This is a genomic window from Sphingomonas sp. Leaf198 (genome assembly GCF_001424005.1).
GTDB lineage: Bacteria > Pseudomonadota > Alphaproteobacteria > Sphingomonadales > Sphingomonadaceae > Sphingomonas.
The window spans coordinates 24,982-51,499 of sequence record NZ_LMPX01000003.1 but is presented as its reverse complement, the minus strand read 5'-3'; the positions used below and the strand labels follow the sequence as shown (position 1 = coordinate 51,499).

Annotated in this window: 25 protein-coding genes; 11 read left to right on the top strand and 14 right to left on the bottom strand. The window is 66.3% G+C overall.

Annotated features, from left to right (window positions below; translation table 11 throughout):
* Positions 1 to 120: 120 nt before the first annotated feature.
* From rpsD to ASG20_RS12745, 3 genes are all read left to right on the top strand, one after another.
* Positions 121 to 735: a 30S ribosomal protein S4 gene (gene rpsD, locus ASG20_RS12755; RefSeq protein ID WP_056053294.1), complete on the top strand. Its 615-nt coding sequence runs from the start codon at positions 121 to 123 to the stop codon at positions 733 to 735.
* A gap of 187 nt (positions 736 to 922) precedes the next feature.
* The gene (locus ASG20_RS12750; protein WP_056053291.1) at positions 923 to 2,554 is read left to right on the top strand and encodes a M28 family peptidase; all 1,632 of its coding nucleotides are present in this window, start codon (positions 923 to 925) and stop codon (positions 2,552 to 2,554) included.
* Positions 2,555 to 3,526 (top strand): agmatine deiminase family protein, encoded by a 972-nt coding sequence (locus ASG20_RS12745; RefSeq protein WP_056053288.1) that lies wholly within the window; start codon positions 2,555 to 2,557, stop codon positions 3,524 to 3,526.
* A gap of 323 nt (positions 3,527 to 3,849) precedes the next feature.
* Here the strand turns inward: ASG20_RS12745 and ASG20_RS12740 are convergent, their stop codons facing one another.
* The 11 genes from ASG20_RS12740 to coxB form a co-directional block, all read right to left on the bottom strand.
* On the bottom strand, positions 3,850 to 4,719 hold the full coding sequence (locus ASG20_RS12740; protein WP_056053285.1) for a class I SAM-dependent methyltransferase: 870 nt from the start codon (positions 4,717 to 4,719) through the stop codon (positions 3,850 to 3,852).
* Positions 4,716 to 6,116 (bottom strand): threonine synthase, encoded by a 1,401-nt coding sequence (thrC, locus tag ASG20_RS12735; RefSeq protein ID WP_056053282.1) that lies wholly within the window; start codon positions 6,114 to 6,116, stop codon positions 4,716 to 4,718. Before thrC ends, ASG20_RS12740 begins: the two co-directional genes overlap by 4 nt.
* Positions 6,117 to 6,248: 132 nt before the next feature.
* Positions 6,249 to 6,860, bottom strand: coding sequence for an SURF1 family cytochrome oxidase biogenesis protein (locus tag ASG20_RS12730; RefSeq protein WP_330218675.1), 612 nt, complete (start codon positions 6,858 to 6,860; stop codon positions 6,249 to 6,251).
* On the bottom strand, positions 6,857 to 7,240 hold the full coding sequence (locus ASG20_RS12725; protein ID WP_056053278.1) for a DUF983 domain-containing protein: 384 nt from the start codon (positions 7,238 to 7,240) through the stop codon (positions 6,857 to 6,859). Before ASG20_RS12725 ends, ASG20_RS12730 begins: the two co-directional genes overlap by 4 nt.
* A 271-nt stretch (positions 7,241 to 7,511) precedes the next feature.
* On the bottom strand, positions 7,512 to 8,438 hold the full coding sequence (locus ASG20_RS12720) for a cytochrome c oxidase subunit 3 (protein WP_056053275.1): 927 nt from the start codon (positions 8,436 to 8,438) through the stop codon (positions 7,512 to 7,514).
* A gap of 30 nt (positions 8,439 to 8,468) precedes the next feature.
* Complete coding sequence (locus ASG20_RS12715) at positions 8,469 to 9,020, bottom strand: cytochrome c oxidase assembly protein (protein WP_056053272.1); 552 nt, start codon at positions 9,018 to 9,020, stop codon at positions 8,469 to 8,471.
* Positions 9,020 to 9,157 carry a hypothetical protein gene (locus tag ASG20_RS19705; RefSeq protein ID WP_165886435.1) on the bottom strand — a complete coding sequence of 46 codons (138 nt, stop codon included), beginning with the start codon at positions 9,155 to 9,157 and terminating at the stop codon, positions 9,020 to 9,022. Before ASG20_RS19705 ends, ASG20_RS12715 begins: the two co-directional genes overlap by 1 nt.
* Positions 9,154 to 10,053 (bottom strand): heme o synthase, encoded by a 900-nt coding sequence (locus ASG20_RS12710; protein ID WP_056053270.1) that lies wholly within the window; start codon positions 10,051 to 10,053, stop codon positions 9,154 to 9,156. Before ASG20_RS12710 ends, ASG20_RS19705 begins: the two co-directional genes overlap by 4 nt.
* A gap of 59 nt (positions 10,054 to 10,112) precedes the next feature.
* Entirely contained in the window at positions 10,113 to 11,582 is a 1,470-nt protein-coding gene (locus ASG20_RS12705) for a hypothetical protein (RefSeq protein WP_056053267.1), read from the bottom strand.
* A gap of 573 nt (positions 11,583 to 12,155) precedes the next feature.
* Entirely contained in the window at positions 12,156 to 13,817 is a 1,662-nt protein-coding gene (gene ctaD / locus ASG20_RS12700) for a cytochrome c oxidase subunit I (RefSeq protein ID WP_056053265.1), read from the bottom strand.
* Position 13,818: 1 nt separating this feature from the next.
* On the bottom strand, positions 13,819 to 14,985 hold the full coding sequence (gene coxB / locus ASG20_RS12695; protein ID WP_231420607.1) for a cytochrome c oxidase subunit II: 1,167 nt from the start codon (positions 14,983 to 14,985) through the stop codon (positions 13,819 to 13,821).
* Positions 14,986 to 15,373: 388 nt separating this feature from the next.
* Here coxB and pyrE point away from each other — a divergent pair, with 388 nt between their 5' ends.
* The 5 genes from pyrE (at position 15,374) to ASG20_RS12670 (ending at position 19,359) form a co-directional block, all read left to right on the top strand.
* On the top strand, positions 15,374 to 15,958 hold the full coding sequence (pyrE, locus tag ASG20_RS12690; protein ID WP_056053256.1) for an orotate phosphoribosyltransferase: 585 nt from the start codon (positions 15,374 to 15,376) through the stop codon (positions 15,956 to 15,958).
* On the top strand, positions 15,955 to 16,683 hold the full coding sequence (locus ASG20_RS12685; protein ID WP_056053253.1) for a pyridoxine 5'-phosphate synthase: 729 nt from the start codon (positions 15,955 to 15,957) through the stop codon (positions 16,681 to 16,683). Before pyrE ends, ASG20_RS12685 begins: the two co-directional genes overlap by 4 nt.
* 177 nt (positions 16,684 to 16,860) lie before the next feature.
* Positions 16,861 to 17,295 carry a holo-ACP synthase gene (gene acpS / locus ASG20_RS12680; RefSeq protein WP_056053250.1) on the top strand — a complete coding sequence of 145 codons (435 nt, stop codon included), beginning with the start codon at positions 16,861 to 16,863 and terminating at the stop codon, positions 17,293 to 17,295.
* Positions 17,292 to 18,281 (top strand): signal peptidase I, encoded by a 990-nt coding sequence (gene lepB, locus ASG20_RS12675; protein WP_056053246.1) that lies wholly within the window; start codon positions 17,292 to 17,294, stop codon positions 18,279 to 18,281. The genes acpS and lepB overlap by 4 nt, the downstream gene beginning before the upstream one ends.
* Position 18,282: 1 nt before the next feature.
* Positions 18,283 to 19,359, top strand: coding sequence for an AI-2E family transporter (locus tag ASG20_RS12670; protein ID WP_056053243.1), 1,077 nt, complete (start codon positions 18,283 to 18,285; stop codon positions 19,357 to 19,359).
* 175 nt (positions 19,360 to 19,534) lie between these two features.
* Here ASG20_RS12670 and ASG20_RS12665 read toward each other — a convergent pair whose 3' ends face one another.
* Positions 19,535 to 20,584 (bottom strand): glycosyltransferase, encoded by a 1,050-nt coding sequence (locus ASG20_RS12665; protein ID WP_082470964.1) that lies wholly within the window; start codon positions 20,582 to 20,584, stop codon positions 19,535 to 19,537.
* 176 nt (positions 20,585 to 20,760) lie between these two features.
* Here ASG20_RS12665 and ASG20_RS12660 point away from each other — a divergent pair, with 176 nt between their 5' ends.
* Positions 20,761 to 21,732 carry a hypothetical protein gene (locus tag ASG20_RS12660; protein ID WP_056053236.1) on the top strand — a complete coding sequence of 324 codons (972 nt, stop codon included), beginning with the start codon at positions 20,761 to 20,763 and terminating at the stop codon, positions 21,730 to 21,732.
* Positions 21,733 to 21,736: 4 nt separating this feature from the next.
* Here ASG20_RS12660 and ASG20_RS12655 read toward each other — a convergent pair whose 3' ends face one another.
* Both ASG20_RS12655 and ubiG read right to left on the bottom strand, forming a co-directional pair.
* Complete coding sequence (locus ASG20_RS12655) at positions 21,737 to 23,167, bottom strand: glycosyltransferase family 39 protein (RefSeq protein ID WP_231420608.1); 1,431 nt, start codon at positions 23,165 to 23,167, stop codon at positions 21,737 to 21,739.
* A 218-nt stretch (positions 23,168 to 23,385) separates the two neighbouring features.
* Positions 23,386 to 24,126: a bifunctional 2-polyprenyl-6-hydroxyphenol methylase/3-demethylubiquinol 3-O-methyltransferase UbiG gene (ubiG, locus tag ASG20_RS12650; protein WP_082470963.1), complete on the bottom strand. Its 741-nt coding sequence runs from the start codon at positions 24,124 to 24,126 to the stop codon at positions 23,386 to 23,388.
* 52 nt (positions 24,127 to 24,178) lie between these two features.
* On the opposite strand from ubiG, the gene ASG20_RS12645 reads away from it, so the two are divergent.
* Positions 24,179 to 25,432 carry an aspartate kinase gene (locus ASG20_RS12645; RefSeq protein WP_056054666.1) on the top strand — a complete coding sequence of 418 codons (1,254 nt, stop codon included), beginning with the start codon at positions 24,179 to 24,181 and terminating at the stop codon, positions 25,430 to 25,432.
* Positions 25,433 to 25,487: 55 nt separating this feature from the next.
* Positions 25,488 to 26,507 (top strand): NAD(P)H-dependent flavin oxidoreductase, encoded by a 1,020-nt coding sequence (locus ASG20_RS12640; protein ID WP_231420609.1) that lies wholly within the window; start codon positions 25,488 to 25,490, stop codon positions 26,505 to 26,507.
* Positions 26,508 to 26,518: the final 11 nt, after the last annotated feature.

The window sequence follows — 26,518 nt, the reverse complement described above, 5'->3', positions numbered from 1 at the left end:
CCTTCGCAATGGCCCTGCACCCCGGTGAAGCGGTGGCCCTGCCCTGTCTGGACATCCGTCTCGTACAGCCAGCAGAGCGATACCGGGAACAACGTTGTTAGCATTTGCCAAGGACTTACTATGTCGAAGCGTCAAAGCGCGAAGTACAAACTCGATCGCCGTATGGGCGAGAACATCTGGGGTCGTCCCAAGTCGCCGGTCAACAAGCGTGAATACGGCCCGGGCCAGCACGGCCAGCGCCGCAAGGGCAAGGTCAGCGATTTCGGTATCCAGCTGCGCGCCAAGCAGAAGCTCAAGGGCTATTATGGCGACGTGACCGAGAAGCAGTTCCGCGCATGCTACCATGAGGCTGCGCGTCTGAAGGGCGATACCTCGCAGAACCTGATCGGCCTGCTCGAGCAGCGCCTCGACATGATCGTCTACCGCGCCAAGTTCGCACCGACGATCTTCGCGGCACGCCAGATCGTTTCGCACGGCCACATCCGCGTCAACGGCGTGAAGTGCAACATCGCCTCGCGTCGCTGCTTCGTCGGCGACGAGATCACGCTGGGTTCGAAGGCGCAGGAAATGGCGCTGGTCATGGAAGCACAGAGCCTCGCCGAGCGTGAGATCCCCGACTACGTCGCCACCGACGGCGCCGCCAAGGTCACCTTCACGCGCGTCCCTACGCTCGACGAAGTGCCTTACCCGGTGAAGATGGAGCCGAACCTGGTCGTCGAATTTTACTCGCGTTAAGCCGAGAAAATTCGTCGACCGGCCGGCGTCGCTCAAGCGACGTCCGACGACGTGGCTTTGCCACGGCGCGGTTTGGAATGGAGAAGGGCGGTCCTGCGGGGCCGCCCTTTTTCGTTGCCCCGTGTCGCCTCGTGGACATGCACGCCCAGCTTTGCCAGAACGCGCGCAACCAAACGGGGAAATGACCATGCGCGCTGCCATCCTGTCTCTGTTGCTGCTCGGGACCGCCGCGTCCGCGCAGACCTCGCCTGCGATCTCGGTAGAGACGTTGAAGACCGTCACGCAGGTGCTCTCGTCGGACGCCTACGAAGGCCGCGCGCCGACCACGCCCGCGGAGGCGAAGACGGTCGCGTATATCGTCGAGCGGATGAAGGCGGCGGGGCTGAAGCCCGGCAACAAGGGATCGTGGACGCAGGACGTGCCGATGGTCCAGATCACCGCGGGCAACGTGCAGCCCTATGTCTTCTCCGGTGGCAAGGCGCCCGTGAGCCTGAACTTCCGCACCGACATGGTCGCGGGCACCTACCGCGTCGTGCCGAAGGTGTCGGTGGCGAACAGTGACGTGGTATTCGTCGGCTACGGCATCACCGCGCCCGAGAAGGGCTGGGACGATTATGCCGGCACCGACATGAAGGGGAAGACGGTGGTCATCCTCATCAACGACGCCGACTGGCAGACGATGTCGCGCGAGGGGCCCTTCGAGGGGCGTGCGATGACGTGGTACGGGCGCTGGCCGTACAAGTTCGAGAATGCGGCCAAGCACGGCGCGGCGGCGGCGATCATCGTCCATGATACCGAGCCGGCGGCGTATCCGTGGGCGGTGGTGCAGTCGTCCTGGACCGGGCCGCAGCTGGAGCTGGACGAGAAGGGCGATCATCTCGACCAGTCGCAGATCGTCGGCTGGATGCAGAAGCCGGCCGCCGAGCGCGTGTTCACGAGCGCGGGCAAGGATTACGCGACGCTGGCGGCGGCGGCGAAGGTGAAGGGATTCAAGGCGGTCCCGCTCGGGCTGAAGTTTGGCGGCGGGTTTGACAACACGATCAAGCGGCAGGCGTCGAAGAACGTCATCGGCGTGCTGCCGGGGACGGCGGCTCCCAATGATTATGTGATGTATTCGGCGCATTGGGATCATCTCGGGCGCTGTGACGCGGTCGATGGCGACGACATCTGCAATGGCGCTGCGGACAATGCGAGTGGGGTCGCCGGGCTCGTTGCCTTGGCGGAGGCTCAGGTGAAGGCGGGGCCGGCCAAGCGCTCGATCGCGTTCCTGGCGGTGACCGCGGAGGAGTCCGGGCTGCTTGGGTCACGCTATTATGCCGAGCATCCGATCTATCCGCTCGCGCACACTGTCGGCGGCGTGAACATGGATGTGTTGAACGTCGACGGCCGCGCGAAGGACTTCGTGCTCACCGGCGCGGGGAAGTCGGAGATCGAGGACCTCGTGAAGCCGTTCGTCGCTGCCGGGGGCCGTGTGATCGGCGTCGAGGCGAATCCTGAGCGCGGCGGCTATTACCGCTCGGATCACTTCAGTTTCGCCAAGCTGGGCGTGCCGATGCTCGATGGCGGCAGCGGCGAGGACCTTGTCGTTGGTGGCACCGCAGCAGGACATGCCGCGCGCGAGGATTATGTCGCGCACCGGTATCACAAGCCCGCGGACGAATATGACGTGAAGTGGGACTGGTCCGGTGCGGTCGAGGACCTGACGATCTACTACGGCCTCGGGCGGAAACTCGCGGACGATACCAGTCTGTGGCCGAACTGGTATAAGACCGCCGAATTCCGCGGCATCCGTGACCGCGATCGCGCAGGAGCCAAGTAAGTGACCACGACCGTCTCTACCCCCGCCGAATGGGCGCACCACAAGGCCGTCTGGATCGGCTTTCCGAGCCATGCGGACCTGTGGCTTGAGGATCTCGAGCCTGCGCGGGACGAGGTCGTCGCGTTCGCCAAGGCTGTGCATGCGGATGGCAAGGGCGAGACGGTGATTCTGGTCGCGGCCGACGTCGGGTCGGCGACGACCGCCAAGAAGCTGGCGCCGTTCGCGGACGTGGTGGTCGAGCCGTTCGGCGATATCTGGCTGCGCGATACCGCGCCGATCATCGTCGGCGACGGCAGCGCGCGCGACTTCCGGTTCAACGGCTGGGGCGGAAAGTACGACCTGCCGGGTGACGACACGATCGGGCAACGGCTGGCGGAAAGCCGGCACAAGCGGGTCGAGGCGTGCGACTGGGTCCTCGAGGGCGGCGCGATCGATGGCGATGGCACCGGGACGGTCGTGACGACGCAGCAGTGCCTGCTTAACCGCAACCGCAATCCGTCGCTGACCAAGGCGGAGATCGAGGCGCGGCTGGCATCCGACCTCGGCTATACCCGCGTGGTGTGGCTGGGCGACGGGTTGGTCAACGATCATACCGACGGCCATGTCGACAACCTCGCGCGGTTCGTCGGCGAGGGACGCGTGGCGATCCCGAAGGCGACCGACAACGATCCGAACTGGCAGGTGTACCAGAACGCGGCGCGGGACGCCGAGGCGGCCGGGCTGGAGGTGGTGACGATCCCGTCGCCGGGCCGCGTGCTGCGCGACGAGGAGGTCGTGCCGGCGAGCTACATGAACTTCTATATCGGCAACGCCGCGGTGGTGGTGCCGTTGTATGGCGCGGAGAACGACCAGGCGGCGGTGGTGGCGATCCAGGCGCTGTTCCCGGACCGTGAGGTAGTCGGGCAACGTGCGGATCATATCCTGACGGGCGGCGGGAGCTTCCACTGCATCTCGCAGCAGATTCCGGGGTAATCCCGCAACTGCCGTTCGTCCTGAGCAGCTGTCGAGTAACTCCGCAAAGGGGCGTATCGAGACGGCGTATCGAAGGACAGGTTGGCGTGCAGAACCTGTACCTCGATACGAGCCCTCGATACGCCCAAGCGGGCTACTCGGTCTCTACTCGGCACGAACGGTAGGGGAGTTGCCGGGTTTGTCCCGTCCCCTGAATCAACCACCACCCCGGCGAAGGCCGGGGCCCAATTGGGGGACGTAGCCAACGGAGGACCGTCCTTCGTTACGCCAACCTTTCCAATTGGGCCCCGGCCTTCGCCGGGGTGGAAGTCAAATAGGTAAGCTCAGCGGCTCCAGCGGGCCCAGATTGCGGTGGGGAGGGTGAGCCCGCGCGCTTCTTCGCGGACGCCGAGTTCGCCGACTTCTACCTTGCCAGGAAGATCTGCGAAGACCTGGTTCAACAGTTCGCCGATCGCCAGCGCCGACATCCGCACCGCGTAGACCGTCAGGAACAGGAAGCGCGAATTCTCGTCGAGCAGCTTCCGGCAGTCGGCGATCAGCTTCGGCAGGTCTTCCTCCAGCCGCCAGACCTCGCCTTCCGGGCCACGCCCATATTTCGGCGGATCGAGCAGGATTCCATCATATCGCCGCCCCCGCCGAACCTCGCGCGCGACGAACTTCGCCGCATCATCCGTCATCCAGCGGATCGGCGCGTCGGCCATGCCGGACAGTTTTGCATTGGCCTTGGCCGCCTCGACCGACTTCTTCGACGCATCGACGTGGACCATGCGGACGCCCTTGGTCGCCATCGCCAGCGTGCCGACGCCGGTATAGCCGAACAGGTTCATGCATTCGGGCGAATCGAGCCCCGCAACGCGCTCGCGCATCCAGCTCCACACCGGCGCCATGTCGGGGAAGAAACCGAGGTGGCGGAACGGGGTCGTCTGCGCGGTGTACGACACCTCGTTCCACTTGAGCGTCCAGCCTTCGCGGGGCACGGGCTCGGCAAATTCCCAGCGGCCGCCGCCGTCCTCGTCCGAGCCGGGGACGAATTCGCCCTGCGCCTGCCAGTCGGTCGAGGCAGGCGCCCACATCGCCTGTGGCTCGGGGCGGATGAAGCGGAAGCGGCCGTAGCGTTCGAGCTTCTTGCCGTGGCCGGAGTCGATCAGGCCGTAATCCGCCCAGGGCTCGCCGATGAGGGTTTCCAGCTTCATGCCGACGGCTTCGCGCGCTCGGTGATGTAGGCGGTGATCGCCTCGAAGGTCGCAGGCAGCGTCACGTAGCGCTCCTCGCGGTCGAACAGGTCGCCAACGCGGGTGGGCAGCGAGGGACGGACGCCGGTGGCGCGCTCGACCGCATCGCCGAACTTGGCGGGGTGCGCGGTGGCGAGCGTCACGATCGGCACGCCGGCGGGGACTTCGGTACGCAGCGCGGCGGCGAGGCCGATCGCGGTGTGCGGGTCGATCACCTGCCCTGCGTGCTCGTGCGCCCAGCGCATCGCCAGCGTCATGTCGTCGAGATCGATGCGCTCGCTCTGGAACAGCGCGGAGGCGCCCTGCGACTGCGCGTTGGTGAGGCGCATCGCACCCGAGGATTCGAAGCCGGCCATCTGTGCAGCGAGCGCGGCGCCATCACGGTCGCCGAGGTCGAACAACAGGCGCTCGAAGTTCGAGCTGACCTGGATGTCCATCGACGGCGTTGGGGTCTGCTGGACGCCCCCCTTCGAATAATCGCCGGTGCTGAGCGCGCGGTGGAGGATGTCGTTGACGTTGGTCGCGACCACCAGCTTGGCCACCGGCAGGCCCATCTTTGCCGCGACGTACCCTGCGAAGACGTCGCCGAAATTGCCGGTGGGGACTGCGAACGCGACCTCGCGATCGGGCGCGCCGAGGCGGACGGCGGCGTAGAAGAAATACACCACCTGCGCCATCAGGCGGGCCCAGTTGATCGAATTGACCGCCGACAGCGCGAACTTGGTCGAGAAGGCGCGGTCGTTGAACATCGCCTTCACGAGTGCCTGCGCGTCGTCGAAGCTGCCTTCGATCGCGATGTTGTAGACGTTGGGGCTGAGCACGGTGGTCATCTGGCGGCGCTGCACGTCGGAGATGCGGCCGACCGGGTGGAGCATGAAGATGTCGATGCCCTCGCGCCCCGCGACCGCGTCGATCGCCGCCGAGCCGGTGTCGCCGCTGGTCGCGCCGACGATCGTCAGGCGCTTGTCCGTGCCGGCGAGGAAGCGCTCGAAGAAGAGGCCAAGCAACTGGAGCGCGACGTCCTTGAACGCGAGCGTCGGGCCGTGGAAGAGTTCGAGCAGCCACTGGTCGTGGTCGAGCTGCACGAGCGGGACGACTGCGGCGTGCGAGAAGCGGCCATAGGCCTGCTCGCAGAGCGACTTGAGTTCCTCCCGCGTCATCGCGTCGCCCACGAACGGGGCCATCACCGCGACCGCGGTGTCGACGTACGACAGGCCCGCGAGCGCGGCGATCTCGTCGCTGGTCATCGTCGGCCACGCGTCGGGGAGGTAGAGGCCGCCGTCGGAGGCGAGACCGGCGAGCGTTGCCGCTTCGAAATCGAGGATGGGCGCCGAGCCGCGGGTGCTGATGTAACGCATGGCCAAGCGGTTAGCGAATGGGCGGGGAGGCGACAAGCTGCCCGCACCGCTCGTTTTCCTGCGAACGCAGGAATCCAGGGTTACGAAGGAATGCGCGCGGTACCCTGCGCTCCTGCGTTCGCAGAAGAACCGCTAGCGTGGCCGGCGGCGCAGCGCGAGCGTGTAGATGATCGCGGCGATGGCGGCGAAGAAGAACCATTGGCCGGCGTAAGCGAGGTGATTGTTCGGGACCGAGGCGATGTCGGGCTTGCCGTTGGGGTTGAGACCCGCTTGTGGGGTATCCGCGACCAGCATCAGGCGCTGCGCGGTGTGATCGAACAGCGATCCGATCAGCGAGCGGCCGTCGGGGGCGTGGCTGATGTAGCCGGAGACTTCGCCGCCGGTCCACGCGATCTTGGCCATCGGGTCGCGCGTGGTGCCGAGTTGGACGACCATGCCGGGGCCTTCCGCGCCGGTGCGGCACTCGGCGATCGCGCGGAAGCCGGATTTGCCGGCGCCGGCGAGCTTGATGGCGGTCGGCTGTAGGCAGAGGCTCGAGGCGCGGCGGAAGAGCAGCGTTTCGTCGGGGATGCGCGGGAAAGCCATAGGCGGCTTGGCGGGGTTGGCGGCGAGCTGGGCGAGGAACGCTTCCTTTTTCGGGAGGCGGTCGAGGAGTTGCCATAGGCCGAGGCCGATCATCGCCGCGATCGCGAGCGTGACGAGGATGGTCGGGATGACGGGTATGCGTCGTGCGGTGCGGGTCACGGGTCGATTCGGCCTTCGCGGGCTGCGTTGCGGTATTCGGCGGACATGAGCGCGCCCTTGGCTGCTCGGAGCGAGAGAACGACCCCGCCGGCGGTGAAGGGGATCCAGATCAGCATGTGCAGCCAGAGCGGCGGGTGGACCTTGAGTTCGAGCGTGATTGCGAGCGCGACGACTAGCGCGCCGAGGATCAGGGTCAGGAATGCGGCAGGGCCGTCGCCGACGTTGAACTTGCTGAAGTCGAGCCCGCAGTTCGGGCAGCGGTCGGCGAAGTTGGACCATTTCGCGAAGAGCGTGGGTCTGCCGCAGCGGGGGCACAGGCCTTTCAGCGCGACCTGCGCGATCGTGGGGGCGTTGGCGAGGGGGTATGGATCTTCGGTCATGCGGTCAGCGCTTCCCGTCTTTGTTTCCCCGCAAAGGCGGGGATCCAGACTGGGCTCCCGCCTTCGCGGGAGAACAAGGTTGGTGTGCGAGCCTTGGCTTGCGGCAGCGCCTTACCACTATACGCCACTACCCCGGCGGAGGCCGGGGCCCAGTTGGGGGACGTCGCTGGCGAAGGGCCGCGCTTCGTTACTGCAACCTTTCCAACTGGGCCCCGGCCTTCGCCGGGGTGGTAGTTATCGGAGTGGTCGCAGTGGATGAGCTGGTAGTCGCTCAACCGCCGTGGACGGGGGCGCCCCAGCCGCCCCAGACGTAGACGGTAACGAACAGGAACAGCCACACGACGTCGACGAAATGCCAGTACCAGGCCGCCGCCTCGAAGCCGAAGTGCTGGCGCGGGGTGAAGTCGCCGCGGTAGGCGCGGACCAGACAGACGATCAGGAAGATCGTGCCGATGAGCACGTGGAAGCCGTGGAACCCGGTCGCCATGAAGAACGACGCGCCGTAGTTGATCCCCTTGAACGGGAACGGCGCGTGGGCATACTCGTACGCCTGGATCGAGCTGAACAGGATCCCGAGGATTACCGTCAGCCACAGGCCCTTGAGCACGCCGTCGCGGTTGCCGACGCCGATCAGGCCCCAGGCGCCGGTCTTCTCGCCGCCGCGCTGATTGTGGATCAGCGCGTGGTGCGCCCATGTTACGGTGGTGCCCGAGGTGAGCAGGATCAGCGTGTTGAGCAGCGGCAGTTCGAACGGGTTGATGACCGTCAGGCCCTTGGGTGGCCACTGCGCGACGATCGCCGCACCGCCTTCGACGGCGCGCGTGACAGTACCGTCGGCATAGGTCATCGCGGTCGGGAACAGCGAGAAGTCGAAGAACGCCCAGAACCAGCCGACGAAGAACATCACTTCGGAGGCGATGAACAGGATCATGCCGTAGCGGAAATGGAGCTGGACGACGGGAGTATGATCGCCCGCGCGGGCCTCGTGCACGACCTGCGTCCACCAGGAATACATCGTGAAGAGCACGCCCGCGAGGCCAATGAAGAACACCCAGCCGCCGCCATTGGGCTTGTCGATATGGCCGCCGTGCATCCACATGATGCCGCCGACCGCCATGATCAGCGCCGAGAACGATCCGACCAGCGGCCAGATGCTCGGCGGCAGGATGTGGTAATCATGGTTCTTGGCGCCGGCCATCGGTACTCCCCTATTTTCTTTGGCGACGTTCTAGCTGGCTGTTTTCGCAGAATCCACCGGGTAAAACGTATAGCTAAGCGTGATCGTCTGGATATCGGCCGCGTCGGGGTCGGTCAGAATCTTCGGATCGACAAAGAAGATCACCGGCATCCGCGCGGTCTCGCCGGGCTTGAGCGTCTGCTGCGTGAAGCAGAAGCACTGGATCTTGGTGAAATACTTGCCGGCCTGCGCGGGCTGGACGTTGAACGTCGCGGTGCCGGTGAGCGGCTTGTTCGAGGTGTTGGTGGCGGTGAAGAACGCCATGTCGCGCGCGCCGACGTCGATCGTGTCCGAACGATTCTCGGGCGTGAACTTCCACGGCAGCTTGGGGCTGACGTTGGTGTCGAAGTCGACGGTGATCTTGTGGTCGACCGCACCAGGCGCTGCGAGCCCGCGGTTGGTGGTGCCGTTGAGCCCGGTCGCGGCGCAGAACAGCCGGTAGAGCGGCACGCTGGCCCAGGCGAGCCCGGTCATGAAACAGATGAAGACCACCGCGAGCGCCGCAGTACGATTGGTGCGCGACATGGCCTTCCAGCCGGCCATCAGTGCGGCATCCCCGCGCGAATCTTGGCGATCGAGATCGCGAAGACGAGGATGACGAACGCGCCCAGCAAGAGCGCCATGACGCGGGCGCGGCCGCGTTGGCGGCTGCGGATCAGGTCTGGATCGGGCAGGCTCATGCGAACCACCGGTCGACGACCAGCGCGCCGAACATCACGAACAGATACAGGATCGAGTATTTGAACAAGGCCTTCTCCGGCTTCATCAGGTCGTCGGCATGGGTGGTACGCTTGGCGACGCGGGCCGCGAGCAGCGCGAACCAGCCGGTCAGCAGGATGGCGGCGATGCCGTAGATCGCACCGGTCAGCCCGAGCGGCCAGGGCAGGATCGCCACCGCCGCCATCGGGATCGTGTAGAGCCCGATCTGCGTCCGCGTGGTCCGCTCGCCCGAGACGACGGGAAGCATAGGTACGCCCGCGGCCGCGTAATCGCTCTTCATGAACAGCGCGAGCGCCCAGAAATGCGGCGGCGTCCAGAGGAACACGAACAGGAACAGCAACACCGGCAGCAACGCAATGTCACCTGTCGCCGCGGCCCAGCCGATCAGCGGTGGGAATGCACCCGCAGCGCCACCGATGACTATGTTCTGTGGCGTGCGGCGCTTTAGCCAGACGGTGTAGACGAGCACGTAGAACAGGATCGAGACGGTCAGGATCGCGGCTGCGACGAGGTTGACCGCGACGCCCATGAACAGCACCGAGAACGCGCTGAGCCCTACGCCGAAATGGAGTGCCGCTTGGCGGTCCATGCGGCCATCGGGGAGCGGACGCTTCTGCGTGCGGCGCATGACCGCGTCGATGTCCGACTCATACCATTGGTTGAGTGCTCCCGCGGCGCCGGCGCCGAGCGCGATGCAGAGGATCGCGGTGAAGCCGATCACCGGGTGTACGCCGACGGGGGCTGCGAGCATGCCGCACAGTCCGGTAAAGACGACGAGCGTCATCACGCGCGGCTTGGTCAGCGCAAGGAAATCGCGCCAATGCGCCGGTGGCAGGAGGGGGGCGGCAGGAGTCATGGTTCGGGTACGCTATACGCGTTGCGGCGGAGGTCGGAAAGCCTTCGCGTCGTGACGGTTCAAGGGGTTGGACGAGGCGCGGGTACGGCCTGGTGAATGACCGCGGTGCCGTCCGCATAGATCCGCCGCCACGTAGGGTCGTGGTCGAGCGCCGACACCAGCTTCGATCGTGGTGGCAGGATCGTCCAGCCGAAATGCCATTTCGCGTTCGCGGCACGCCAGCGATCCACGTCGCCCTGTGCGATCGCGAAATAGTCGAGCGTGAACGGGTCGCCGTACATATCGGATCGGCCGTCGATATAGGGACGGATACCGGCGAGGATCAGCGAACCGCCGAAGCCATAGTCGTTGAAGACCGGCTGACCGCGAAGCTGCCGCGGTACGTGGCGGAGCGCCGTGACGGGGATGGCGGCGCTGTCGGCGCGGACGACCGGTACGGCAATTCGGTATGCCGAGAGACCCGCGGCGAGCAAACTCAGCAACGCGATGATCGGCGCGCTGTCGCGAGCATCGCGGAAGCGGGGCGCGGCGCCGACCGTCGCGGTCCAGGCTTTGCCGATCGGTTCGGCGAGCAGGAGCACGCCCACGACGACGAGGACGATCTCCTGGCGGGTATGCTGTAAGGTCAGATGGAGGACGCCGAGCAGCAGGATCAGGCGGACGGGCGGGATGCGGACCGGGCGGACTAGGAGCACGAACAGCGTGGCGAGCAGGATCGCCTCCAACCCGGAAAAGCCTGAGAAGTCGGCGGGCTGCCATTCGTTGAGATGCTGCAAGAGCGCGAGGTTGTTGACGTAGAAGGGGAAGATCAGGCCGTCGATGCCCGCGGGGGTTGCCGTCGCGGCGATCGCCGAAAGGATGCCGAACATGCCCCAGCCGATAACGACGTGGCGCCGGTCGGATGGCGTTGCGGCGATCAGCGCTTCGAGCGCGAAGACCCCGACCAGCGCGAGGCCGAAAACGAAACTGCCATGTGCGTTCGCCCAGACCAGCATCAGCGCGGCGAGAACGAGCGGCGGCGATCGATCGCGGTCGCGGGCACGCAGGAGCGCGATCGTCCAGCCGGCCAGCAACGGCAGCGCCAGGATATGCGGGCGCGCGAGGAGAGACGGGAGCAGGCCGGTGGCGAGCATCAGCAAGGCGGCGATGCTGGCGCGCGTGCTCAGCCAGCGACGACTCTGATAGGCGACGAGCGCGAACAGGGCCGCCATCGCCGCGCCGATCAGCACGATCAGGCCGCTCCAGCCAGCCGCGCGGTAACTCGCATACATCGCCAGTTCGGACAGCCATTCGTGCGCCACCCAGTGGCGCCCGGCGGCGGTGAACGAGAACGGATCCGTGGTTGGGACGCTGGCGTGCGCGACGATCCACGCACCGGTCGCAAGGTGCCAGCCCGTGTCGCCGTCGCGCAGCGCGGTGGGGACGATGATCGTGAACGCGAACGCGGCGAAGGCGGCGAGGAGGGCGAAGGTCGAGCGGGGGATGCCGGTGGAGGCATCGGGACGGACTAGGGCTGGCGCGCGCGGCATGGAGGTGGGGTAGCGCGATTGTCCTTTGGAATGGTGAATGGGGACGTGAGGGTGCGTTGGCCCGATGCCTTCGCATAGTCCCAGACGATTCCTGCCGCCTCAGCCCTCTTCCGCGACCGTGTTCATTCTCGCCGCCTGCCCTCCTCTCGCCACCCCAGCGAAAGCTGGGGTCTCCCATTTGGTCGGCGCGTGGAGTCACCGGGCGAGATCCCGGCTTTCGCTGGGATGACGGGGAGGGCGTCGAAGGTGGCGGGCATGGGGATCGCGTAGCGGGATGGCGTGGGTCGGAAATGATTTAGGTCAGGGATTACGGAGGTGGGCTCCTGCCTCCTTGTTCTCCCGCGAAGGCGGGAGTCCAGACTGGGTCCCCGCCTCCGCGGGGAAACATCTTGGGGCTCAGGACGGCTGTTCAACGAAAAACGCCCCGGGTTTCCCCGAGGCGTTCTCGTTTTTGGTTGGCCCCGACACGGGAGTTAATCCCGTGTCGTCGGACGCGGCAGTACCGCGCCGGCCGGTAGGATGCGTGCGGCTGGCCGCACCGGCGCGTAGCTGACGCTACGTCGCCTCGCATCCTCAATCGATCTTCGGCAGCGTCTCGAACTGGTGGTACGGCGGCGGCGAGGAGATCGTCCACTCCAGCGTCGTCGCGCCGTCGCCCCAGGGGTTGTCGCCCGCTGGCTTGCCTGCGATCAGCGACCAGATCAGGTTGACGAAGAACACCACCATGCCCGCGGCCATGATCATGTAGCCGACCGACGCGACCGTGTTCCAATGCTCGTACTGCGGCGTGTAGTCCGGGATGCGGCGCGGCATGCCCTGCAGGCCGAGGAAATGCATCGGGAAGAACATCACGTTCACGCCGACGAAGAACACCCAGAAGTGCAGCTGGCCGAGGAACTCGTTGTACATCTTGCCGGTCATCTTCGGGAACCAGTAATAGAACCCGGCGAACAGCGAGAAGACCGCGCCCAGCGACAGCACGTAGTGGAAATGCGCCACCACGTAGTATGTGTCCTGCATGTAATCGTCGATGCCGCCGTTCGCGAGCACCACGCCGGTCACGCCGCCGACGGTGAACATGAAGATGAAGCCGATCGACCACACCATCGGTGTCTTGAAGGTGAGCGAGCCACCCCACATCGTCGCGATCCACGAGAAGATCTTGATGCCGGTCGGGACCGCGATGACCATCGTCGCCGCGGTGAAGTACATCTTGGTGTTCACGCTGAGGCCGGTGGTGAACATGTGGTGCGCCCACACGACGAACCCGACCACGCCGATCGCGACCATCGCATAGGCCATGCCGAGATAGCCGAAGACGGGCTTGCGGCTGAACGTCGAGATGATCTGGCTGACGATGCCGAAGCCCGGCAGGATCATGATGTAGACTTCGGGATGGCCGAAGAACCAGAACAGATGCTGGTACAGGACGGGATCGCCGCCGCCGGCCGGATCGAAGAAGGTCGTGCCGAAGTTGCGATCGGTCAGCAGCATAGTGATCGCCGCGGCGAGCACCGGTAGCGCCAGCAGCAGCAGGAACGCGGTGACGAGCATCGACCACACGAACAGCGGCATCTTGTGCAGCGTCATGCCGGGCGCACGCATGTTGAAGATCGTCGTGATGAAGTTGATCGCGCCCAGGATCGACGATGCGCCCGCGAGATGGAGCGCGAGGATCGCCATGTCGGTCGACGGCCCGGGCTCGCCATAGGTCGAGAGTGGGGCGTAGAGCGTCCAGCCATTACCCGCGCCACCGAAGAACGGCGACGCCAGCAGCAGCGTGAAGGCGGGGATCAGCAGCCAGAACGACACGTTGTTCATGCGCGGGAACGCCATGTCGGGCGCACCGATCATGATCGGCACGAACCAGTTGCCGAAGCCACCGACCATCGCCGGCATGACCATGAAGAACACCATGATCAGGCCGTGCGCGGTGATCAGCACGTTCCAGAGATGGAGCGACTCGTCGAGGCTGGCGGGACCGCCGTGAAGCATCGACGCCCAGCCCTGCAGATACTGGATGCCGGGATGCGCCAGCTCGGCGCGCATGAGCCCGGAGACCGAGCCGCCGATGATCCCCGCGACGATCGCGAAGATCAGGTACAGCGTGCCGATGTCCTTGTGGTTGGTCGACATGAACCAACGCGCGAAGAAGCCCGGTTTGTGATCGGTATCGTGATGGTCGTGCGCTTCGTGGGACACGAAGGCCGACGGGGTGAGAGCGGTGTCGGTCATCTTACTGTCCCGCGTTGCCGGCGCCGGCCGGGTTTGAGGTGGCGCCCTGCGTCGTCGCGGGGGCGGTTGCGTTGGCGGGGGTCGCTACGTTCTCGACCGGGCCGGTGGCGTTGGCGGTTTCCGCGGCCTCCTCGACCTTCGCCGCGGAGCCGTCGGCGCCGGGCTGCGGGATGACCTTGTCGGACGCCTTGCCGGGAGTCGGCATCGTGCCGCCCTTGGCGCGGACCCACGCCGCGTATTCGGCGGGCGGAACCGCCTCGACCGCGATCGGCATATAGCCGTGGCGCGCGCCGCAGAGCTCCGAGCACTGGCCGAAATACAGGCCGGGCTTTTCGATCGTGAAGCTGGTCTCGTTCAGGCGACCGGGGATCGCGTCGAGCTTGATCCAGAACGCCGGGACCGCCCAGCTGTGGATCACGTCGTTCGAGGTCGTGATCAGGCGGATCGGCACGCCGACGGGGAGGACGATGCGGTTGTCGGTGGCGAGCAGCTTGGGGCCGTCGGCATCGGTACGCGGACGTTCGCCGGCGGCGACGTCAGCCTTTTCCTTCAGCATGTTGGCGGTGATCTCGAACCCGCCATTGTCCGGATACTGATAGGTCCAATACCATTGGTTGCCGATCGCCTTCAGCGTGACGGCTCCCGAGGGCGCCGGCTTGAACTGCGCTTGCAGCAGACCGATCGAGGGGACTGCGATCAGCACCAGGATCACGACCGGCGCGAGCGTCCAGATGATCTCGATGAAGGTGTTGTGGCTGGTCTTCGACGCGACCGGGTTGCGTGCCTTGCGGTAGCGGAACGAGACCCAGAACAGCAGCGCGAGGACGAACAGCGAGATGATCGTGATCGTCGGCACCAGGATCGAATTGTGCATCCAGTGCGCGAACTGGCCGTTCTTGGTCACCTGTGGCTGGAGCCCGAAAAGGCCGTCGGTCGGCTGACCGATCATCGGCTTGACCGTCATTGCGGGCGCACCGTCCATCGCGAGCTCGGGGCTGGACGGGTTGGCGGTCGGCGTCGCGGCGGCGGTCGTCGGCGCAGTGTTCGACACGCCCCCCGGAGCGGCAGCGGCTTGAGGTGCGGGTGCTGCTGACGTCGGCGTGGCAGCAGGCTGGGCCGCATGCCCGGCGACACCACCGAGACTCGCCAGTGCGAGCCCCGCTGCCATCGCAAATCCTCTCATCCCCATCTTGCGCATCGTTTTTATTGACCCCGGTTTATAGCGAACCCGATTCCGGACGCGCGGATGTCTGCTTATGATTTGGGAAGAGCTATACCCAGCGGGGGGGCTCGCCTCAAGCCTTGTCTGACCTTGCACGCGGCACGCCCATCCATCCACTCCGTCATGCCGGGCTTGTTCCGGCATCCACCGTCCCGAAAGTTCGAGAGAACGGGGTTCGCGGAACGGTGGACCCCGGAACGAGTCCGGGGTGACGGCGTGGGTGGAGGCGCCTTGAGAGGGACGTTGCCATTGTCGTTCATTAATGAACTGCCCTATATCTCATTAATAAGGCGCGAAGTCCCGACGCGCAGACCATTTGGAGCGATGACCCGCGATGACCGAAGACGACGTGCTCGCCGAATTCCGCGCTGCCGAAGCGTTGCTCGAAGGGCATTTCATCCTGTCCTCCGGCCTGCGCAGTTCGCGCTATCTGCAATGCGCGCGGGTTTTGATGGATCCGGCGCGAGGCGCGCGTTTGTCGGAAGCGCTGGTGGCGTCGATCCCGGCCGAGTTGCGTGCGCAGATCGACATCGTGGTCTCGCCGGCGATGGGCGGCGTGATCGCCGGTCACGAAATGGGCCGCGCGCTGGGTGTCGAGGCGGTATTCCTCGAGCGGCCCGACGGCGTGTTCGAACTGCGCCGCGGGTTCCGGCTTTCGCCCGGCCAGCGCGTGCTGATGATGGAGGACGTCGTCACCACCGGGCTGTCGTCGCGCGAGGCGATCGCGGCGATCGGGCGCGCGGGCGGCGTGACGGTCGCGGCGGCGGCCTTGGTCGATCGCTCCAACGGGACGGCGGATCTAGGCGTGCCGTTCTTCCCGCTGATCCGGCTCGATGTGCCGACCTATCCGGCGGATGCGTTGCCGGCCGAACTCGCGGCGATCCCGGCGATCAAGCCCGGCAGCAGGGCTGCAGCATGAGCCGCGACCTGCGTCTAGGCGTCAACATCGACCACGTCGCGACCGTGCGGAACGCACGGGGGGCAGGGTATCCAGATCCGGTACGGGCGGCGCTGGTCGCTGCGCAGGCCGGCGCGGACGGGATCACCGCGCATCTGCGGGAGGATCGGCGGCACATTACCGACGACGACATCGCGCGGTTGTCGGCCGAGCTGACGATCCCGCTCAACCTGGAAATGGCGGCGACCGACGAGATGCTCGGCATCGCGCTGCGTCACAAGCCGCACGCCGCGTGCATCGTACCGGAAAAGCGCGAAGAACTGACGACCGAGGGGGGGCTCGACGTCGCCGGGCATTACGACCGGATGGCGCGACTGGTGGATGCGCTGGCGGGAGCGGGTATCCGCGTGTCGCTGTTCATCGAACCGGACTCGCGGCAGATCGAGGCGGCCGTCCGGCTCAAAGTGCCGGTGATCGAACTGCACACGGGCTTGTATGCGGAACTGTCCGGCGAGGCGCGGACGGTGGAGTTGCGACGGCTGACGGATGCAGCGGCGCTGGCGGCGAAGAACGGCATCGAGGTGCATGCGGGGCATGGCCTGACCTACGACAACGTCGCACCGATCGCGGCTATCCGGCAGGTTCGGGAGCTGAACATCGGGCATTTCCTCGTGGGGGAGGCGCTGTTCGTCGGGCTTGGCGAGGCGGTTCGGCTGATGCGCGAGGCTATGGATGCGGCGCGATAAGCAGTCAGTTTTGTTCGCGCAGAGGCGCAGAGGCGCGGAGCAGAAGAGGGAAGCGATCCGAGGCTGGATTTTCTCGCGGCCTCACTCGATCTTGCCGCTCTTGCGGCCCTCATACTCTCCGCGCCTCTGCGCCTCTGCGCGCAAATCTAATTTTGTCTTCCGACTCCAGGCGTCGCGATGATTATCGGGCTTGGATCCGACCTGTGCAATATCGAGCGGATCGCGGCGTCAATCGAGCGGTTCGGCGAGCGGTTCGAGCAGCGGGTGTTTACCGATGTCGAACGGGCTAAGGCGGCGCGGCGGCCCTTTACCAAGGCGGGGACGCTGGCGAAGCGATTTGCCGCCAAGGAGGCGTTTTCGAAGGCGGTCGGCACCGGGTTCCGCGCGGGCGTGTTCATGCGCGATATCGGCGTGGTCAACGCACCGAGCGGTGCACCGACGCTGGCGCTGACCGGGGGCGCCAAAGCAAGGCTTGACGCGTTGACCCCCGAAGGCCACGCCGCGCGCGTGCATTTGACGATGACCGATGATCATCCGTGGGCGCAGGCCTTCGTGATCATCGAAGCTATACCTCTGATATCCCCGGACATGCGCCAGGATACGAATCGATGAAGGACGCGGCGTTGGACGGCAACGAGTTCCCCGAAAAGCCCCTCGCGCAGACCGCGGCCGATACCGCGCCACCGGCCGGCACCGCACCGGAAATTGGTTCCGAGACTGGCCGCCGCCGCGGCACCGACTGGTGGGGCGAGGTGAAGGGCATATTCTGGCTGATCCTGGTCGTGCTCGGCTTCCACAGCTTCATCGCCAAGCCCTTCTATATCCCCAGCGAATCGATGCTGCCGGGGCTTCGGATCGGCGACCGGCTGGTGGTGACCAAGTTCGCCTATGGCTGGTCGTTCGTGTCGCCGACGATCCCGAACCCGGTCGCGATCTTCAAGGGCGTCGTGCTGCGTCAGCAGGAGGACAGCTGGAGCGTGTCGCTGCCGTTCATCCACGGTCGGCTGTTCGGCTCGCTGCCGACGCGCGGCGACGTGGTGATCGTGACGCCGCCGGGGACGCACAACGACTATATCAAGCGCGTGATCGGCCTGCCGGGCGACAAGCTGGCCGTGCGCGGCGGGATCGTGTTCCTCAACGGCGTCGCGGTGAAGCGTGGCCCGCTGCACGACACGCTGATCCCGGTCGACACCAACAGCCCGTGCAGCGAGATCGACTATCCCGGCGCGCGCGAGACGCTGCCCGACGGTCGCGAGATGTGCCGCCTGCCGACCTATACCGAGACGCTGCCCAACGGCCGCCGCTACGAGACGATCGATCTCGAATCGGATAGCCAGGGCGACAATTTCGCGGAAGTCACGATCCCCGCGAACCACGTCTTCCTGATGGGCGACAACCGCGATCGCTCGGCCGACAGCCGGTTCGCGCTGAGCCAGCTCGGACTTGGCGGACCCGTGCCGTACGAGAATCTCGGTGGCCGTGCAGAGTTCATCACCTTCAGCCTCGACGGCGATGCGACGTTCAATCCGCTGAGCTGGTGGAGTTCGCTGCGCCCGGATCGCGCCGGCACCTCGCTCCATCCCGCCAAGGTGAACTGAGATGGCCGAGACGAAGACCGTCGACGAACTGAGCCCGGTCGAGATGCGCGATCCGTTCCTGCGCAAGGAACTGAAGCGCGCGACGATCTGGCTCGGGCTCGCCTGCATGATCGCGCTGCTGATCGTGCTGGTGCAGCCGTTGCTGATCATCTTTGCGGGCGTCGTGTTCGCAGCCTTGCTCGATGGCGGCGTGCGGCTGCTCGGACGCGTGCTGCCGATCGGGCGTGGCTGGCGGTTGCTGATCGTCGTGCTGCTGACCTTCGCGTTCCTGGTCGGCACGTTCGTGCTGACCGGGGTGCAGGTCACCGAGCAGGTGACGCAGCTGCGCTCGACCCTGGAATCGCAGGCCAATCGCTTCACCGGCTATCTGACCTCGCAGGGGCTGATGCCGGGTGCGTCGGACGTCAACGGGATCGTCAAGCAGGCGCTCGGCTCGGTCGGGCGGGTGACGTCGTGGGTGGGCAGCGCGATCGGCGCGATCACCAGCATGTTCATGATCCTGATCCTCGGGCTGTTCATCGCGATGGACCCGGGCACGTACTCGCGTGGGCTCCAGTGGATGGTGCCACTCGACCTGCGCCCCGAGTTCGCCAGGACTTTGGTCAAGATGGGCGCGACGTTGCGGCGGCTGCTCGCCGGACGCCTGCTCGGAATGGCGGTCGAGGGTGTCGCGAGCGGCATCGCGCTGGCGGTCGGCGGCGTGCCGATGGCGATGCTGCTCGGTATTATTGCGGGTATTCTCGCGTTCATCCCGAACGTCGGCGCGATCGTGACCGGCGTGCTGATGGTCGCAGTCGGGTTCAGCGCGGGCGTCGATACGGGGTATTGGGCGATCGGCACGTACCTCGTGGTGCAGACGATCGACGGGTATGTGATCGTGCCGATGGTCGCCAAGCGGACTGTGGATCTGCCGCCGGCGTTGACGCTGGGCGCACAGATCCTGGCGAGCGCGCTGTTCGGGATCCTGGGGCTGGCGCTGGCCGATCCGATGACCGCGATGTTGAAGACCGCGCTGGAGCGGCGGTCTGAGCGGGAAGAAGAGAAGGCCGAGGCGGGTGAAGGTGAGGCTACGGCCTGATCTAGCTTAGCGCCCCCTCCCAACCTAATCCGCGTCCAAGCTTCCATTACGTCATCCCCGCAGACGCGGGGACCCATATCCTCCGAGGTTCGCCAATATGGGTCCCCGCGTCCGCGGGGATGACGGAGGGTCGGGGTGGAATGACGCCAATAGGGCAGGGGAATAGTGTAGGAAATTAGCGCCTTACCAATCGATCGAAGAGCGCGAGGTAGCGCTCCGCCGAGTCCGCACCGGGTTGCGGCACCGGGTCTGGCCGCCCCGCAGTCGGCGCTAGCCACGCGTCCAACGCTGCGATCAGCGCAGCGGGATCGTCTCTTGCGACGACACTGCCGCGGTCCGGCCGATCAACAATCTCCACCACCGCTGCGCTCGAGTCGGTCGAGATCACCGGCGTCCCGACCGACAGCGCCTCGCGCAAAACCCCCGGTACGCCTTCGTACTCCGAGGTCAGCGCCAGCACCGTCGCACGCGCCATGACCGGGAGCGGATCGCTGCTGTGGCCAAGCAGGAGGACGCGGTCCGCTAGACCCAGCGCGCGAATCTGCGTTTCGATCGCCCCGCGCTCGCTACCATCACCGAGGATAACGAGCGGTATCGTCTGGTCCGCCAGCAGCGGCAGCGCGGCGATCAGGCGGTCCCAGCGTTTCTGCGGTTCGAGGCGCCCTACCCCAAGAATGAAGCGCGGCGGCAGATCGGGCAGCGCGCCCGGAATCGCCACCGCGGGCGGGTTCGGAATGACGCTCGTCCGCCCGACCATCCGGGTCGCCAGCGCCGCCTCGTCCGCGGTCGCAGGCGTCATCGCGACGAGGTGATCGAGGAACCCGCCGTGCCGCGCCAGCCAGAGCTGGTGCGCCGCGTGCATCAGCCGGCCATGATCGGCGCGCGTCGGGGCGTTGGACATCTTCGCGACGATCGGCGGACACGTCTTGCCCAGCCGCAGCCTCGTCCACGCCGCGCTCCAGGTATAGAAATTGCCGGGGCAGAAGATCACATCCGGCGACAGGCGGCGGACGACCGCCGGCAACGTCGGCAACCGAAACGGCGAAACGATTTCCAGTCCCTCGGGCAGTTCCGCCGCTAGAGGCCCGGAGATATCCTCGATCGCCAGCGTCACGCGCCGCCCCGCCGCGAGCCAGCCGCGCGCGAGGCGCAGTTGCGCGCGCTCGACCCCGCCGCCGCGGAGGTCCTCGGCATAGGTCAGGATGTGCTGGGCGACCGGCGACATACACAACACTGAAACATGGGAGTCATCATAATGCACGATTGGTAGAGCGGAGATCGCGACCGAATGAAACCGACTTTACGTGCACGACCGGCGGCTAAAGGCTATTGTCGCGCCATGATACCGGCAATGGCTGGTGCACCGTGCGACCCTTGCAGACATGGCGTGAGGACAAGCGATTGACGACGCGACCGCCGATTGCGGCCGATCCTGCCGGTTATGCCGACGTCTCAAATGTCGGGCTGGAACCGCTGAAGACGGTCCGCAGCCGCTGGCCGGCGATCATCGGCGCAGTGCTGACCGGCGCGATGATCGTCGGGCTGGCGCGCGAGCTGTTCGGGCATGGCCTGGCGGGGCTCGGCCGCTCGGTGCCCGCCGATCCCCGCTTCTATCTGTGTTTCGTGCTGCTCTACATGGCGTCGCCGACCGGCGATTACGTGATCTTTCGGCGGCTCTGGGAGATTCCGATCGGCGGGCTGGTCGCGCTGATCAAGAAGCGGATCGCGAACGAAGTCGTGTTCGGCTATTCGGGCGATGCGTATTTCTACGCCTGGGCGCGGGCGAAGGCGCAGATGGTCGCGTCGCCGTTCGGGGCGGTCAAGGATGTCTCGATCCTGTCGGCGATCGCGGGCAATGCGGTGACGTTGCTGCTGGTGGCGATCGCGCTGCCGTTCGGACGCGACCTGCTGACTCACGATCAGTTTCGCGCGGTGCTGGCATCGGCGGGCGTCACGCTGGTGATATCCCTGCCCTTCCTGATCTTTTCGCGGCGAGTGTTCTCGCTGGCGCGGCCGCTGTTGTGGTGGGTGTTCTCGGTCCATTGCATCCGGTTGTTGCTCGGGTCCTTGCTGATCGCGCTCGCCTGGCATTTCGCGTTGCCTGGCGTGTCGATCGGCATGTGGATGTTCCTCGCTGCCGGGCGGTTGCTCGTGTCGCGGCTGCCGCTGGTGCCCAACAAGGACCTGCTGTTCGCCAATGCCGCGATACTGCTGATCGGTCAGGATCAGACCCTGTCCGAACTGGTCGCCTTCACCGCGGCGCTGACCCTGCTTGTGCATGTCGCGCTGATCGTCGCGTTCGCCGCGCATGCGATCGCGATGCGACCGACTGTCGGTCGGGCAAGCGATCGCGGGCGCGATCACCGAGCGTGAGAGGCTATCGCAGGGCTGTGTTCGGCGATGCGGCCGGCGGCACGTAGAGCGTGAAGCGCGTGCCGGGAACCGCGACCGATCGATAGCCGCTCCGAATTGCCCAGGCGGCGAGCACATGATCGAGACTGGCGTCCCCGCTGGTGTCCGCGGCTTCGCCACCGGTGAGAATCGGCGCGCCAGTCACGCGCGCACGCGCTCGTGACATCAGATGGAGCGCGCGCTCCTGTCGCGGATCGAGCAGGCTCGTGCTGCGGAAATAGAACGGGCCGGTGGCGAAGATCGGGTCGGGCAAGCGGTTCGCGGCGGACAGCATCTGCGGAGACAGTGTCGCGATCGGACCACTGATGTCGCGTCGATCGAGGATCCGGCCGAGCGCACGCCCTTCGCGCAGCGCCTGGGCCAGCGACAGGCCGTCCGGACTGGCCAAGGCTGCGATCGACGGCGCGAGTCCGGCAATCGCGAAGACACCGAGCGCGACTCGCCACGGCCGGCCGGGGCGCGTGATCAGCGCGAGTCGGACGAACAGCGCTGGCAGGACGGGAAGCAGGTACTGCCGCCAGGTCGGGAACGGCAGCAGGGCGGCTACGAGCCCGGCGAGGATGAGCGCGTCCAACAGCCCGATCGCGCGGCGGCGGCTTGCGTCTCGGGCGACCAGGATCAGCGCGGGCAGCGCCGCACCGAGCGCGAGGAATTTGAGCGTGTCGACCGCCTTGGCGGGGAGCGACATCTTCCAGGGCCGGGACGCGTAATATTCGGCGGGCCCGCGCGCGGGGAAGGTCAGCGTCCCGAACACGAAGCCGGCGGGACTCGTCGTGTAGCTCCAGGCGACGAAGACGATCACCGGCAGCGTGCCGAGCAGGATCGCGACAGGGCGGTGGCGGCGGTGGATCAGTGCGTACAGCCCATAGGCGAGCGCGGGGAACGCGTAGGAGATCTTGGCGGCGGCGCCGCCGGCCAGGAGCAGCCCGATCAGCAGCGCCCGGTTTCGCGTCGCATCACGGGTTTCCGCGCGTGCGATCAGCGACAGCGCGGCGGCGAGCAGTGCGGCGGGGAGCGCATCGTTGCGCGCGGTACCGATGCTGAAGAGGAGAATGTCGCAGGTGGCGAACAGCGCGGCGCAGGCGAGCGCGGCTTTGGGTTTCGCGCCGAGGGTTCGGGCGGCGGTGTGGACGCAGACGATCGTCGCGACGCCGAGCAGCGCGTTGACGATGCGGAGCGCTGGCCAGGTCCAGGTTCCGGCTAGGAGCGCGATCGGGGCGAAGAGGTAGGGTTGGAGCGGGGTCTGGAGGTAGGCGAAGTCCCTGTACGGGAGCAGGCCGTGCGCGGTCAGCGCGGCGGCGGCGACGTACTGGCTCTCGTCGTGATCGACGGGGCGGAGGAGTGCGAGGGTAATGAGGATGATCGCCAGCGCTGCGAGCATTAGAAGATTGTTCACCCGCGAAGGCGGGTGTCCAGACTGGGCACCCGCCTTCGCGGGTGAACACGGTTGGGGAGCGGCGTGCTCCATTATTCAGCCCCACCCTGCTCACTACCACCCCGGCGGAGGCCGGGGCCCAATTGGGCGACGGTTATGATCGAGGATGGCGCTCCGTTACTGCGGCTTTCCCAATTGGGCCCCGGCCTTCGCCGGGGTGGTCGCGTGTGGGGCACGAGTCAGGCTTTTACCGCGGTCAGGAAGTAATCGAGGTTGGTCGAGTCACTCAGCGTGAAGCCAGTCGCCGGCGAGAAGCTCAGCCCCCGCGTGTCCGTCACGCGAAGCCCCGCATCCTTCAGCAACGCGGTCAGTTCCTCGGGCGTGAGGAACTTGTTCCAGTCGTGCGTCCCCTTGGGAATGACGCCAGCGCCCTCCGCCACGGTGATCATCGCCAGCCGCGACAGCGGCGTACGGTTGGGCGTCGAGAGGATCAGCAATCCACCCTCCGCCAACGTCCGCGCCAAGCCCCGCACGAAGCCGGCGGGATCGCTGACATGCTCGATTACCTCGAGGCTGGTGACCAGATCGAACTGCCCGACCAGCCCCTCGACGCCCCCCGCCCGGTAGTCGATCGCAAGACCACTCTGCGCCGCATGGATCTCCGCCACCGCGATATTCTCGGGCGCCGCATCGATCCCCGTAACCTCTGCGCCAAGCCGGGCGAGTGGTTCGCACAGCAACCCCGCACCACACCCCACGTCGAGCGCGGTCTTCCCCGCCAGCGGCGTGAAGGTCGAACCATCGCCCCCCCAATGCGCGTCGACCTGCTCGCGGATGTAGCGCAACCGCGGCGGGTTCAGCTTGTGGAGCGGGGCTGACGAGCCCTTCGGATCCCACCAGTCCTTTGCCATCGTGCCGAAATGCGCGGCCTCGCGCGGATCGATTGTTGCGTTCGTTGCGGTGTCGCTTGCCAGTATCATGCGCGCTACCTATCAGGGCCGCCGCTTCGACCCAAAGGGATTTGCGCTGCCAATGGCCCGTATCGTGATGAAATTCGGCGGGACGTCGATGGCTGGGATCGAGCGTATCCGCAACGTCGCCGCACGCGTGAAGCGCGAAGTCGACGCCGGCAACCAGGTCGCCGTCGTCGTCTCCGCGATGGCCGGCGAGACCGATCGGCTGGTCGGCTTCTGCCGCGAGGCGTCGTCGCTGTACGACGCGAAGGAATATGACGTCGTCGTCTCGGCCGGCGAGCAGATTACGAGCGGCTTGCTCGCGATCGCTCTCCAGGCGGCCGGGTGCAAGGCACGGAGCTGGCTCGGCTGGCAGTTGCCGATCAACACCTCGGACGCGCACGGATCGGCGCGCATCGGCGAGATCGACACGGCCGCGCTCGACGCGAGCCTCGCGGACGGAGTCGTCGCCGTAATCCCCGGTTTCCAGGGCGTCGCGGATGGCCAGCGCGTCACGACGTTGGGCCGCGGCGGGTCGGATACGTCGGCGGTGGCGATGGCGGCGGCGATGAAGGCCGATCGCTGCGACATCTATACCGACGTCGACGGCGTCTACACGACCGACCCAAGGATCGTGCCTCGCGCGCGCAAACTGAGCAAGGTCACGTACGAAGAGATGCTGGAACTCGCCAGCGTCGGTGCCAAGGTGTTGCAGACTCGGTCTGTCGGCCTGGCGATGAAAGAGAATGTGCGTGTGCGCGTATTGTCCTCGTTCGAGGATGGCGACACCAATGATGGTCACCGCGGCACGTTGATCGTGGGCGAAGAGGAAATCGACGATATGGAACGCCAGCTCATCACCGGCATCGCGCACGACAAGAACGAGGCGAAGATCACGTTGACGCAGGTCAGCGATCGGCCCGGCTCGGTCGCGGCGATCTTCGCGCCGCTCGCGGATGCGGGAATCAACGTCGACATGATCGTGCAGAACGTCGCGCATTCGACCGGCTCGACCGACGTGACGTTCACGGTACCGGCGGCCGATCTCGCGCGCTCGCTCGACGTGCTCGACAAGGCGAAGGACGCGATCGGCTATGCGACGATCGTCCACGACACGCGCGTCGCCAAGGTGTCGGTGGTCGGCGTCGGGATGCGCAGCCACGCGGGCGTCGCCTCGACGATGTTCACGACGCTCGGCGAGCGCGGCATTAACATCCAGGCGATCGCGACGTCGGAAATCAAGGTCAGCGTGCTGATCGAAGAGGATTATACCGAGCTCGCCGTGCGCGTGCTGCATACGGCGTACGGGCTCGATGCCGAGGATGCGGCTTGAACTTGATAGATAACGACATGATCCCGGCAGGCGCCGGGACGACGGGGATGGATGCATGACGATCGGTACTGAGCGGCTGCAACGCCGGATGGCGCGCGGCGCCGCGTTCCTCGGGTCGGAGGTCGCGATTCTCGGCGGCGCGATGTCCTGGGTGAGCGAACGTCACCTCGTCTCGGCGATCTCGAACGCCGGCGGGTTCGGGGTGATCGCGTGCGGCGCGATGACGCCCGCGCTGCTCGACACCGAGATCGCCGCGACTAAGGCAATGACCGACAAGCCGTTCGGCGTGAACCTCATCACGATGCATCCCGATCTGTTCGAGCTGATCGCGGTCTGCGCCAAGCACAAGGTCGGCCACGTCGTGCTCGCGGGTGGCCTGCCGCCCAAGGGTAGCATCGAGGCGATCAAGGAGACGGGCGCCAAGCTGATCGCGTTCTCGCCCGCGCTGGCGCTCGCGAAGAAGCTGATCCGCAGCGGCGTCGACGCGCTGGTGATCGAGGGGATGGAGGCCGGCGGCCATATCGGCCCGGTCTCGACCAGCGTGCTCGCACAGGAAATGCTGCCCGAGATCGCCGAGCAGGTGCCGGTGTTCGTCGCGGGCGGGATCGGTCGCGGCGAGGCGATCGCGGGGTATCTCGACATGGGTGCGGCGGGCGTCCAGCTCGGCACGCTGTTTGTGTGCGCGACCGAATCGATCGCGCATGCCAATTTTAAGAAGGCGTTCATCCGGGCGTCGGCGCGCGATGCGATCGCCAGCGTGCAGATCGATGCGCGGCTGCCGGTGATCCCGGTCCGCGCGCTGAAGAACGCGTCGAGCGAGTTGTTCACCGCCAAGCAACGCGAAGTCGCCGGGCATCTCGATGGTGGCCGCGTGGAAATGGCCGAGGCGCAGTTGCAGATCGAGCATTACTGGGCGGGTGCCTTGCGCCGCGCGGTGATCGACGGCGATGTCGACCACGGCTCGGTGATGGCGGGCCAGTCGGTCGGCATGGTGAAGCGCGAGGAGCCGGTCGCGGACATCATCGGCGGGCTAATGGCGCAGGCGGCCGCGGCGCTGGAAGCGCGCGCGGTCTAGGGCGGTACTGA